The sequence below is a fragment of the Streptomyces sp. NPDC002144 genome (genome assembly GCF_053593695.1).
The window spans coordinates 1-12,474 of the sequence record NZ_JBSFDB010000004.1; the positions used below are offsets into that span (position 1 = coordinate 1).

The 12,474-nt window shown below is 68.7% G+C and carries 10 protein-coding genes; 5 read left to right on the forward strand and 5 right to left on the reverse strand.

Going from position 1 to position 12,474, the window contains the following annotated elements; all coding sequences use genetic code 11:
* Positions 1-138 precede the first annotated feature (138 nt).
* Complete coding sequence (locus tag ACWCQ1_RS07180; protein WP_358597867.1) at positions 139-411, reverse strand: hypothetical protein; 273 nt, start codon at positions 409-411, stop codon at positions 139-141.
* An 11-nt stretch (positions 412-422) separates the two neighbouring features.
* Positions 423-557, reverse strand: a complete 135-nt coding sequence (locus tag ACWCQ1_RS07185) for a hypothetical protein (RefSeq protein WP_358597864.1) — start codon at positions 555-557, stop codon at positions 423-425.
* A gap of 404 nt (positions 558-961) precedes the next feature.
* Here ACWCQ1_RS07185 and ACWCQ1_RS07190 point away from each other — a divergent pair, with 404 nt between their 5' ends.
* The 5 genes from ACWCQ1_RS07190 (at position 962) to ACWCQ1_RS07210 (ending at position 8,282) form a co-directional block, all read left to right on the forward strand.
* Entirely contained in the window at positions 962-1,492 is a 531-nt protein-coding gene (locus tag ACWCQ1_RS07190; RefSeq protein WP_358597861.1) for a hypothetical protein, read from the forward strand.
* Between the two features lie 12 nt (positions 1,493-1,504).
* A complete protein-coding gene (locus ACWCQ1_RS07195) occupies positions 1,505-2,413 on the forward strand; it encodes a hypothetical protein (RefSeq protein ID WP_358597858.1) in 909 nt (302 codons plus the stop codon).
* Positions 2,414-2,435: 22 nt separating this feature from the next.
* Complete coding sequence (locus ACWCQ1_RS07200) at positions 2,436-2,960, forward strand: hypothetical protein (RefSeq protein WP_266583319.1); 525 nt, start codon at positions 2,436-2,438, stop codon at positions 2,958-2,960.
* 647 nt (positions 2,961-3,607) lie between these two features.
* Positions 3,608-6,265 (forward strand): RICIN domain-containing protein, encoded by a 2,658-nt coding sequence (locus ACWCQ1_RS07205; RefSeq protein ID WP_451026021.1) that lies wholly within the window; start codon positions 3,608-3,610, stop codon positions 6,263-6,265.
* 331 nt (positions 6,266-6,596) lie between these two features.
* On the forward strand, positions 6,597-8,282 hold the full coding sequence (locus ACWCQ1_RS07210) for an RICIN domain-containing protein (RefSeq protein ID WP_451026022.1): 1,686 nt from the start codon (positions 6,597-6,599) through the stop codon (positions 8,280-8,282).
* A gap of 140 nt (positions 8,283-8,422) precedes the next feature.
* Here the strand turns inward: ACWCQ1_RS07210 and ACWCQ1_RS07215 are convergent, their stop codons facing one another.
* The 3 genes from ACWCQ1_RS07215 to ACWCQ1_RS07225 form a co-directional block, all read right to left on the reverse strand.
* Entirely contained in the window at positions 8,423-10,882 is a 2,460-nt protein-coding gene (locus ACWCQ1_RS07215; protein ID WP_451026023.1) for a non-reducing end alpha-L-arabinofuranosidase family hydrolase, read from the reverse strand.
* A 143-nt stretch (positions 10,883-11,025) separates the two neighbouring features.
* On the reverse strand, positions 11,026-11,832 hold the full coding sequence (locus ACWCQ1_RS07220) for a hypothetical protein (protein ID WP_451026024.1): 807 nt from the start codon (positions 11,830-11,832) through the stop codon (positions 11,026-11,028).
* The gene (locus ACWCQ1_RS07225; protein ID WP_133044127.1) at positions 11,829-12,359 is read right to left on the reverse strand and encodes a SigE family RNA polymerase sigma factor; all 531 of its coding nucleotides are present in this window, start codon (positions 12,357-12,359) and stop codon (positions 11,829-11,831) included. Before ACWCQ1_RS07225 ends, ACWCQ1_RS07220 begins: the two co-directional genes overlap by 4 nt.
* Between the last annotated feature and the right edge of the window lie 115 nt (positions 12,360-12,474).

The following is a 12,474-nucleotide window of genomic DNA, read 5'->3' on the forward strand; positions in this document are numbered from 1 at the left end:
GCCCACCCCGTGCGCAGGGAGCGGGCGCCACCAGCCGGAGCACACCGGCGCACTACTCAACGCCGATCGGCTACACCATCACGCGGGACGCCATCGCCCGGCGACCGGCAGGTCATCGGGCGCTCGTGATCGGTGAGGTCAGCTTGAGTCGGCCGCGTAGTAGGTGCGGAGGACGGGGCTGATCCCGGGAATCAAGTCGCCGACGGTGATGGTGTCGATCCAGCGGTTGGGGAGGTCACCGTCGCAATCCATGCGGAGGGCGGCAACCCGTTCGGACAGGGGAGAGACCCATCCGCGCGGACGACGGCTCCGAATCACCAGTGAGGGCATCGGGAAGGTGTCCTCACCCGTCGCCCGGCTGCAGTGGGGACGCTCCAGCTGGGCGGGCTTGGTCAGCTGCTGCAGCAGCACGCGCTGCCCGGTCAGCTGAAGCCCTCCGACTGGGCCCGCTCCACCAGCATCTCGACCAACTGCTCGTCGGACACGGGCACAGGCTGCCCAGGCTGGGCACTCTCGACAGGCTCGGCGGTCTCCAACTCCACTGCGGTGTCAGTCACTTGACGTCTCTCCCGTGATTTCCGGATCCGCCCTAAGGTTTACACTCCCAGCCCCTGAGGCGACCATGAAATCCGGCGGCCTTCGTAAGACTTGAGGCGGATCTGAGCTTGGCGGCGAAGCGCGTCAATCTCGATGGTAAAGCGATCACCAAGATTATTGACCTTTCAAGTTTCACCGGGCTAGCTTCCAGTCACGCCGCAAACGACCAGATCAGCGAGGCGCGAGCGGGGGGCACATCAACGGCGATCGCCATGTCCCCGCCGAATTCACAGCCACACTTTGTGGGGCTTCATTTGACCCACCGAGCGACCCGCAAAATCGGGGGTACGTCGGTGAAACAGGGGAATCGGGGATTTCCTTCACGACCAAAATATCTGGCAGACGTCTGTCTCTGGCAACTGCGTTGAGCGTCGTCGCCACATCAGCGGTGATCGGCCTGGGACTGTCGTCGCCGGCCCATGCCGTCTGCACACAGAGCACCAGCGACTCACCGGGCTGCGGCAGCACCAGCAGCCCGGCCCCCAGCACTTCGCCCTCGCCGTCGGACACCGAAGTCAAGCCGACGGACGGCGCAGCGCTGCCCTCCAGCGGGCCGACGATCACCGCGGCGCCCAGCCCTGGCACCCTGACCCCCGTGTCCGGCGCCGCCACGGTCAAGGGCATCTTCACCCTGGGCAACGGCTCACCGCTGGCCGGCGCCACGGTGACCCTGACCCCGGTGGACGAGGCGCTGCCGGCGGACGGCAGCACGATCACGCCGACGACCGTGGGCACGGCGACCACGGCCGCGGACGGCAGCTGGTCGTTCACGCTGCCCTCGACCCTCCCCAGCAATCTGCAGACCTACGCGGACGACAACGGAGGCGTGCTCTCCCTGGAAGCGTCCTTCTACGGTCAGGCCCCGGACGGCACTGTGCTGACCGGTACCGACTAGGTGGACGCGGGCGTGGCCACCGGTTCCGCGACCACGGAGGGCTCGGCCGCGGCCCGTGCCGAGGCGACGGACACCGTGGCGATCCACCCCGACACGGACGAGACGCAGGTGACTCCAGCGGACTCGACCCTGGTCGACACCGCGGACACCCCTTCCGACACGCCCATGAGCACCTGGCAGTCGGCGGACGGCGCGTCGGCCACCACCTTCAATCCGGACGTCGTCGACGGCGTGGACTACAGCGCCGTGAAGCCGAAGATCGGCGTGCCGACCTGCGTGCCGAGCAAGCACGTGATCAAGCAGCACGACTACTACACCTCCGTCGGTGAGGCGCACGCGTACTACGACACCACCGCCGCCTTCGAGTACAACAACACCCTGTCCAGCACCTGGGGCGTGGCAACCAGCGTCGATGGCGAGCACTGGTCCATCACCGGAAAGGTCTCGCGCAAGAGCAGCACCGGCCACGCCGTGGGCTTCGCGAACCAGGGCCCGCACTGGGCCAAGCGATTCCAGATTCCGGTCGAATACCAGGACGTCGACCATCAGCTCGCCTGCCCCAACCACAGGGTCACGCATTCGTACTCCATTCTCCCGGTCAAGTACGACATTCCTGCCGGGGGTGACACGGCGAGATACGGCGGCGATGTCCGCAACAAGGACGGAGTGGCGTCGTACCGGAACTCCAACCCGGCCTATCGTGCGGTTCTCGGCAAGAAGCAGTACGCGACCATCACCTCCGGAACCTCCATCACCATCGGCTACGCCGCCAAGGTGTTCGGAGTGACGATCAGCCTCGACACCGAGTACGGCACCTCGCACTTCCAGAAACTCACCGCGGGGTCGGGTAGCGCGGAGCACGACATCTGGGGCGCCAAGGGCAAGATTTCTGGGAACCCCGGTGTCATCTACTCGTACTAGCGGCCGCGCCTGGGCGCTCGCCGTGACAGCGCTGCTGGCTTTCGCGACAGGATGCGCGGGTGCCACGGGCACGGACCGGGTCACGGCGGGGACGGCGCTGCAGGCGGAGGGGCCGGGAACATCCGGTTCCCTCGGCTTCTCGGACGTGAAGGTCGGCGACGTCTACCGCATGGCCTTCCCCCTCACGAGGAACACGTCCAAACAAGCCGTCTCCGTCACGGGAGTCAAGCTCCTCAACGTCCCGGCAGGTGCCAAGGTCCTTGGTTACGCGGTCTACTCGGTGAAGGACACACCCGGCTACCGGCTGGGCTACCAGGAGACAGCCCACCCCACCGCCGGCGACGTGGACCTCGACAAGTACCCGAACTACGCCGGGCACCCGTACACGATCAAGCCGGGAGCGCTCAGCGACAAGTACGCGGTGGTACGGCTCAAGGTCACCGCACAGGTGAAGGCACCCATCTCGGGCTGCGAGGCGGACTACACCCAGGCCGGTCAGACCTATCACCAGACCCTGGCCTGCAAGTTCGGGCTCGACATGGCCTGAACGAGCTCGACGGCATGAATGCTTCCTGCCGCGCAACCCACCGGTGACGCCCTGCCTCGACTGCCGAGGCAGGGCGTCACCTGCTCTAGGCAGACGGTCAACGGAGTCGTTGTGCCGGAGTAGCGGGCCTCTCGACCACTCTTGACCCGCCAGGCACGACCGGGACACCGGCGCTTCCATGTGCTCCTGCAACGGCACCTTGCCGACCGGGGCTCGTCTCCGGAAGCCGGCTTTCCGTCAGCCCGTGAGAAGCGCTCCCCGCGCCTCCGAGCCGACCGCGTGCCCATAGCGTGCCCATAAGACCGGTAAACCACGGTCAACAGAGGTGCGATCCTGCACCCTCGGACGTCACGTCACAGCACATACGCCCAGGTCAGAAGCTATTCACCTCCGCAAGCGCCGTCGCTTCCCAAGCTGAGAGCGCGAGTTCGATTCTCGTCACCCGCTCCATGATCAAGGCCCAGGTCACAGACCCGGGCCTTTTTGCTGTGCGCCCGGAAGGGACCGGCCCGGGGGCGCCAGGCTCGGTGTCCTTCCGGGCCACGAGGTGAACCGAAGAAGTTCCCTGCTCGCGGCAACCCTGTGCGGAGTCTGTGACCACTAGGCGTCGGATCCGGTCATCCCCCGTGCAAGGAGAACACCTCCCCATGAACAACCCCACGACCGGCGGCCGCCGCGGGCGTCACCGCCGTCGCTGGACCGCCACCGCTCTGCTGCTCGGCGTGCCCGCCATCGTCGTGCCGTACCTCCTGTTCGCGCAGGAGGACTCGCACGCCGCGACGATCGACGGCAACGCCTACTACCGGCTGGTCTCGGTGCGCAGCGGCAAGGTGATGGACGTCAACGGCTTCTCCACGGCCGACGGCACCCGCATCCAGCAGTGGACCGACCAGAACACCGCCAACCAGCAGTGGAAGCTCAGACCCACCGGGGACGGCTACTACGAGCTGGTGAACCGCAACAGCGGCAAGGTGCTGGGCATAGCGGGCGGTTCGACCGCCCAGGCGGCCGCCGCCGAGCAGCAGACCGACAGCTCCTCCACGTCCCAGGAGTGGCGGATCGACGATGTGAGCGGTTCCGACGCCGTCACCTTCACCTCCCGCAGGAGCGGCCAGGTCCTGGACGTCTCCGGAGGTTCCACGGCCCAGGGCGCGCCGATCATCCAGTATCCCGGCAGGGGCAGCACCAACCAGCAGTGGAAGCTGGTGCAGGTGGCCGAGCCCCAGACGTCCGGGACCGGCAGCACTCAGACCACGGCCACGGCCGCGGCGGGACCGTATGTGTGGAAGAACGCCCAGGTGGTGGGCGGTGGTTACGTCACCGGGCTGGTGTTCAACCAGAAGGAGAAGGGCCTGCTGTACGCCCGCACCGACATGGGCGGCGCCTACCGCTGGGACACCGCGGCCGAGCAGTGGATCCCGCTGACCGACTGGCTCGGCGAGAAGGACTGGAACCTGCTGGGCATCGACGCGCTGGCCACCGACCCCGTCGACCCGGGCCGGCTCTACCTCGCGACGGGCACCTACACCAACGAGTGGGCGGGCAACGGCGCGATCCTGCGTTCCACCGACCGGGGCCGTACCTTCCAGCGGACCGATCTGCCGTTCAAGGTGGGCGGCAACGAACCCGGCCGGGGGGCGGGCGAGCGGCTGGTGATCGACCCCGCGAACCACGGCACCCTGCTGCTGGGCACCCGTAAGAACGGCCTGTGGCGCAGCACCGACTACGGCGCGACATGGGGTCAGGTCTCCTCGTTCCCCGTCAAGGACGGGGCGAGCAGCGGCGCGGGCATCTCCTTCGTGACGTACGGCCCGGCCGGCAGCAACACGGTCTACGTCGGCGTCAACGACAAGGACACCTCCCTGTACCGCTCCACCGACGGCGGCAACAGCTGGCAGGCCGTTGCCGGGCGGCCCACCGGCCAGATGCCGCAGCACGGTGTCGTCTCCGGCGACGGTTCGCTGTACCTGACGTACAGCAACAGCATCGGCCCCATGGACGCGACGGCGGGCTCGGTGTGGAAGTACACGCCGACCAGCGGCGCGTGGAAGGACATCTCTCCCTCGCAGGGCGGTTACGGGTTCTCCGGTCTGGCCGTCGACGCGCAGAAGCCGTCCACGGTGATGGTCACCACCCTGGACCGGTGGTGGCCCGAGGACGAGATCTACCGGACCACCGACGGCGGCACGACCTGGAAGGCCCTGGCCGACAAGTCGCAGCGGGACGCCTCCGGCGCTCCGTATGTCGGTACCCACACCGGGCACTGGATGACCGCGCTGGCCATCGATCCCTTCGACTCCGGGCACGTGCTGTACGGCACCGGCAACGGCATCTGGAGCAGCAAGGACGCGAGCGCCTCCGACAGCGGCGGCACCAGCCACTGGACCTCCGGGGCCCGGGGGCTGGAGGAGACCTCGCTGGCGGACGCGATCGCCCCTCCCGGCGGCGCCACCGTCATCACCTCCATGGGCGACCAGGGCGGCTTCCGCCACGACTCCCTGACCGAGGTGCCCGCCGGACGGCTGAACAACCCGCTGATGAGCAGCAGCACCGACATCGATTTCGCCCAGTCGGCCCCCGCGGTGATGGTCCGCGTCGGCACCGGCGGCGCGCAGGACGGCGCCTACTCCACCGACGGCGGCAGCACCTGGAACGGCTTCACCGCGGAACCGGTCCCCAGCGCGAACAGCGGCCATGTCGCCCTCTCCGCGGACGGCTCCACCATCGTCTGGGCCGAATCGGGCCAGGCCCCGTACCGCTCGACCGACAAGGGAGCGAGCTGGTCGAAGGTCAGCGGCCTGGGCACCGACGCCGTGGTCGTCGCCGACCGCTCCTCGGCCACTGCCTTCTACTCCCTGGTCGGCGGCACGCTCTACGCCAGCACCGACGGCGGCACGACCTTCACCGCCCGCGCCGGCAACCTGCCCTCGGGCCGGCTCGCGGCCGTGCCCGGTGTCGCCGGGGACCTGTGGATCGCGGGTGGTGACAAGGGCCTGCTGCACTCCACCGACGGCGGCCGCAGCTTCACCACGCTCAGCACGGTGCGGTCCGCCTCCGCCCTCGGCTTCGGCAAGGCCGCACCCGGCGCCTCCTACCAGGCCCTGTACCTGATCGGCACCGTCAACGACGTCACCGGAGTCTTCCGCTCCACCGACAAGGGCGCCACCTGGCTCCGCATCAACGACGACGCCCACCAGTGGGGCGCCATCGGCAGCCTCGGCATCATCACCGGTGACCCCGACACCTACGGCCGCGTCTACATCGGCACCAACGGACGCGGCCTCCAGTACGGCGACCCGTCCTGACCCAGGCGCCCGAGCGGGGCCGCGGCCACCACGGCCTGCGGCCCCGCCGTGCCGTGCTCTGCGGCGGACGGACGGGAAGTGGTCAGGGCGAAAAAAATTTGTGGCTGTCGCGGCAACCTTTTCGATCTCTCGGACCACTCAGGGGTGTCCGGCCAAGCGGCCTGGTCAGATGCAACGGCTGAAAGAGAGCACAGGCGTGTCCCTGGAACGAGAGCACAGACATGTCCCCGGCCCACCCGCGTCATCGGTGGCGTCCCACGGCCGCGGCGGTCGTCCGAAGCATCGTGGCCGTCGGTTGCTCGCGCGTCGGGGTCTGTGGGCGGGTCTCGCCATGGTGGTCGTGACCGGCTCGGCTGTCGTGGTCAGCCAGGCTTCGGCGCAGCAAAAGACCATGGATCTGAAGAAGTGGTACGTCCTGGTCAACCGCAACAGCGGCAAGGCGCTGGACGACCGCGCCTCCGCCAAGAACGACGGCGCGGCGGTGGTGCAGTGGAGCCGTCATGGCGGCCCCAACCAGCAGTGGCGCTTCATCGACGCGGGTGACGGGTACTACCGGCTGCAGAACCGGAACTCCGGCAAGGTGCTGGACGACCTCGGCTGGTCGAAGACCGCCGGCTCCGCCATCGTGCAGTGGAAAGACCTGAACGGCACCAACCAGCAGTTCAAACTGGCCAAGTCGCCGGACGGCTACGTGCGTTTGGTCAATCGCTTCAGTGGCATGGCCGTCGATGTCCGCAACGCCGCCAAAGCCAACGGGAGCGGTGTCGTCCAGAACCGCGACCGGGGCGGTGCCGATCAGCAGTGGAAACTCGTCCCGGCCGGGAGCGTGGGCAGTTCCGGTACGCCCACCGCGCCGAGCAGCAGCGTTCCCACCAGCCCGGCTCCGAGCAGCTCGCACCCGTCGTCCACGCCGTCTCCCGTGGCCGGTGGCGGCAGCTCGACGACACGCTTCCTGGGCAGCAGCACGGTGCTCATCGGCGGCTCGATGTCCGACGCCTCGGCGGCCGCCGCGCCGTTCGACGTGCGGTACGCCTATGTGCACAGCCAGCCCGCGCCCTCGTCGGACTACTACACGGCGGCGAAATGCCACGACGACTGGTCGGGCTGGTGGGGCTGCTGGAACGGCAGCACCACGGCGCCCGGCACGTACGTGACCTGGCGGGACGACGTGGTGTCCCAGGCGACGTACAAGGGCAGCTCGCGTCCGCAGAAGATGCTGTGGACCTGGTACTCGTTGCGCGACCTCGGCGATGCGGCGGGCGAGGGCGACGGTCCGGGTGAGGTCAAGGCCATCAACCGGACCGACCTGCTCACCCGCTACCTGAACGACTACCGCTTCTTCCTCCAGAAGATCGGCAAGACGCAGGCCGCGATCGACCTCGAGCCCGACTTCTGGGGCTACGTCCGCTCGCTCGGCGATCCGCACCAGGTTCCCGCACAGGTGAAGAGCGCGAATCCGACGGACTGCGGATCTCAGGAGAACAGCGCCACCGGGCTCGCCCAGTGCCTGATCTCGATGGCGCACAAGTACGCGCCGAACGCCGAGGCGGGGATGCACCTCTCCTGCTTCGACTGGGAGACCAACACGCAGGCTTGCGTCAAGTCCTACGAGAGCTTCGGGGCGAAGAACGCGGACTTCCTGGCCACCGATGTCTCGGACCGCGACGCGGGCTGGTACGCACAGCCGGCCCACGGCGGCAGTGACCACTTCTGGAACGACCAGAAGGCCGCCGCCGCGCTGCAGTTCTACAAGACGATGTCCGAGTCCGTGGGCAAGCCGGTCGTCCTGTGGCAGATCCCCGTGGGCAACATGGCGCAGAACAACACCCTCAACCATTACAAGGACGACAAGGTCGACTGGTTCTTCGCACACATGGACCAGGTGGCGAACGCCCATGTCGCCGGCCTGTTCTTCGGTCCAGGGCAGCAGGAACAGACCACGGTCGAAACCGACGGCGGAAACCTGATCAACAAGACGATCGCGTACCACAACTCGGGCGGTACACCCCTCAAGTAGGCGAAGCCGACGAATGATCCGAATGCGCCCCCATCTCTTCGATGGGGGCGCATTCGTCATCAGCCTTCGTCTGGTCCCCCAACGACTGGAACCCCAGCCGGCGTACGGCTGGGGTTCCTCGGCGAGGTGGTGAGTAGCTGTCAGCGCTGCAGAGTGAGGATGCCCGGGCGCCACGGCAGTCGGTCGTAGGGGCCGGTCGCGGTGGGGGACTTGCCCTGGTAGAGGAACTGCAGGTGGCAGGGGTCGATGGTCATGGTCTGGTCGGGGTTGTCGCGGACCAGGTCGCCGTGGCTGATGTCGTTGGTCCAGGTGGCACCGCTGTTGGCCTTGCCCGCGAACGGGCTGCTCTCGCCGGCGGCCTGCGGAGTCCAGGAACCGCTCAGGCTGGTGGCGGTGAACGAGCGGAAGTAGCGCTGCTCGTTCGCGCCCCTGGCCTCGACGATCATGAGGTACTGGTTCTGGCCCTGCACCTTGTAGACCTGCGGCGCCTCGAACAGGTTCTTCGTCGTGTCGCTCATGACCGTCGTGTACGACCATCCGAAGTTGCCCGGGAAGTTCCCGATCGGCATGCTCGCCCGGTAGATCTTGCCGTTGTCGCCGGCGAAGAACAGGTACATGTTCTGGCCGTCGGCGATCAGGGTCTGGTCGATCGGGCCGGTGGCGGATTCGGTGCGGGGGATGCTGCCGGTGAACAGCGGCTGCGGCGCGGACCAGCCGCCCGGGTCGGTGGGGTCGCTCGACGTGCGGTAGACGAAGGGCGACGCGCCCCACTGGGACGCCAGCACCCAGATCTTCTTGGGCGCGAAGTAGAACAGTGTGGGAGCCACCGCGGACTGGCCCATGCCGGTCTGGCCGGCCGAGGCCATGTCCGACCAGTTCGTGAAGGGCTTGAACATCATCGAGCCGTACGACGATCCCGCCACGCTCGACGCGTAGACCAGGTGCTTGCCGTTGTACGTCACGGTGGTGAAGTCCTTCACCGCGTCCCACCCGTTCGCCGGCCGGGCCAAGGCACCCGTCGACGTCCACCGGTACGTCGACGGAAGAGCACACGTGTCGCTCTTCGGCGCCGCGGTCGGCTTGAAGTTCCAGTGCTGGTTGGCGCCGCCGCCGTTCGAATCCCAGATCTGGACGGGAGTGCCGTTGGCGGTCCGACCGCCGGGGGTTTCCAGGACTCGGCCGCTGGCGACGTTGGTCAGGGTGTAGGAGCCGTCGCCGTTCCGGGCGACCTTCCAGTGCTGGTTGGCGCCGCCGTTGGAGTCCCAGACCAGCAGCTTCGTGCCGTTGCCTGTCTGGTTGCCCGGCTCGTCCAGGACCCGGCCGCTGGCGACGTTGGTCAGCGTGTAGGAGCCGTCGCCGTTCTTGGTGGCCCGCCACTGCTGGTTGGTGGCGCCGCTGGCGTCCCACACCTGGAGCGGGGTGCCATTGCCGTTCTGGCCGGCGGGCTCGTCGAGAACACGTCCGGCGGCCACGTCGGAGAGCGTGTAGACGGTGCCGGAGGTGATGTCCCCGGCCGTCGTGCCGCCGCCAGCCGTGGCCCCGCCGCCGCTGCCGCTGCCGCCCAGGGCGGTGAGTACCGCGTCGTAGGCGGGCTTCTTGTTGCCGCCCGCGTCGAACAGCAGCGGGTTCTCACCGGTGCGCCACGAGTCGCTGTCCCTGATCCCCCACACGGTGATGCCCGTGCAGCGGGCGACGTTCATGCACGCCTGCACGGTGTTGGTGTAGGCGGTGGCGGACGCCTGGGCAATGTCGAGCTCGGTGATCTGGACGTCCACGCCGAGCGCGGCGAACTTGGACAGGGTGGTCTGGAAGCTCGACGGCGGGCCGCCGGTGCCGAAGTGGGACTGGAAGCCGACGCAGTCGATGGGCACACCGCGGGACTTGAAGTCCTTGACCATCGCGTAGACACCCTGCGTCTTGGCGTCGGTCCAGTTCTCGATGTTGTAGTCGTTGTAGCAGAGCTTGGCCGAGGGGTCGGCGGCCCGGGCCGTGCGGAACGCCTCCTCGATGAAGCCGTTGCCCAGCACGTCCTGGAAGACCGAGCTGCGGTGCTGACCGCTGCCGCCGTCGGCGAACGCCTCGTTGACCACGTCCCAGGCGTAGATCTTGCCCTTGTAGTGGGTCATCTCGGTGGTGATGTGGTTGTCCATCACGCTGCGCAGGGTGTTGGCGTCGGTGATGGACTTGACCCAGCCGGGCAGTTGGGAGTGCCAGACCAGGGTGTGTCCGCGCATGCGCTGGCCGTGCGCGGTCGCGTGGCCCACGATCGAGTCGGCCGGGCCGAAGTTGAAGTTCCCGCGGGACGGTTCGACGGTGTCCCACTTCATCTCGTTCTCCGGGGTGATCATGTTGAACTCCCGGTCGAGAAGGCTGGAGTACATCGAGTCGCCGAGCCTGCCCGAGGACACCGCCGTGCCGAAGTAGCGGCCGCTGCCGGCCGCCGCGGCGGCCAGGGTCGGTGTGGGGGCCTCCGGCGTGCGTGCGGCCAGCGCGACCAGCGGTACGGCGGCACCCGCGGCGGCGAGGACCACGGCGGCGGCGAGCACGCGGCGGGTGGCCGGACGGCGGCGATGAGAGCGGTTCTGTTCTGACAACGGCATGTCCTTCTGGCACTGCGGGCCTTGATCCGGACCCGGTTACCTGCCAGTGGCCGCCATGGACACAAAGGTTGCCGCGATCGAGGGACGAATTCTCACGGCCGCCGTCACCGTCCCCACCCGGTTCCACGGCGACCCGCCGGCGTTCACCGGGTCGGGACGAACCCTCCCCGGACCGACGCGGAGCCGCCCGAACCCTGCGCGTCGACGCGGTAGCCGTCGCCCGCGGCACCGCGCACGCCGGTGCCGTTCCCGCCGGTGCCGTTGTTGAACTGCGCGGCGAACTCATGGCTCCCGGCCGGCACGGTCAGTCCAGGCTTGAGGACCCAGCGATAGACCAGCGTGCCGCCCGCCTCCTGGATGGTGACGGTGAAGTCACCACTCGGCAGGGTCTGCCAGGTGCCGGTGCTCTTCACCCCGCCGGTCTGCACGATCCGGATCTCGACCGTGAGCGAGGTGAGCGGCTGCGTCGTCTTGAGGGCGACGTCGCTCTGCGTCCAGTAGACGTTGCTGCGCGGGTCCACCGAGCCGGCCGACCACAGCGGCCCGTTCCGGCTCTCGCCGGAGGTCGGCGTCGGCGATGGACTGGTGGCCGGCGGAGTCGGGCGCGCGCTGCCCGGGGTCGTGACCGGGGCCGGCGCGACAGGGGTGGGGCGGGCCGATGTCGGGTGCGGGGAGCCGGCGGTCGGAGACGAAGGGGCAGGGGTGGTCACGGTGGCCGACGGCGACGATTTCGCGACGATGGCGGCGACGGCGAGGCCGCCGGTCGTCAGGATGCCGGTGGCGGCGAGCCCGGCGAGCGCGACCCTGGTCCCGGACCTCGCGAACGGCCGCGCGCGGTGACGGACGGCGGGGCCGGCCATGCCGCGCTGCACCCGGGCCAGCATCCTCGCACGGTCGGGCCGGTGGGCCTCGGCGGCCTCGCTCAGCCGACGGGCGATCTCCTCGTTCACCGGTTCCTCCTCCCTGCCACCAGATCCCCGGCCGCTCGTGCGCCCAGTATCCTTTCCAGCTCGGCCATTCCCTTCGAGGTCTGGCTCTTCACCGTGCCGACCGAGATGCCCAGCGCCGCTGCCGTGTCCTTCTCCGACAGGTCGAAGGCGTGCCGCAGCACCACGCAGGCGCGCTTGCGGAACGGCAGCCGGGCGAGCGCCGCGCGGACGTCCAGCACGGCCGCCATGTCCGGCCCCTCGACCTTCTCGGGGCTGCGGGACCAGAAGAGTGCGATCCGGCGCCGCTCGCGCACCGCGCTGCGGATCCGTCCGCGCGCCAGGTTGGCCACCACACCGCGGGCGTAGGCGAGCGGGTGGTCGGCCTGCCGCAACCGGTCCCAGCGCTGCCACAGGGCGACCAGGGCGTCCGCCGCGAGGTCGTCCGCCGCGTCGGTCTCGCCGGTCAGCAGGTGTGCCAGACGGGCGAGTTCGGCATAGTGGCGTTCGAAGAATTCGTGGAACTCCGCGGACGCGTCATCGAGGACCATCCCCCGGTCGCTCCCCTGGCAATGGTGTGCGCGTTAGTTGCGCGTTTAACAATGGGGAGCGCAGCCTAACAGTGCCCGGCCCGGGATTCGAACAGTGGTCGTGCTCGGTGTGCCA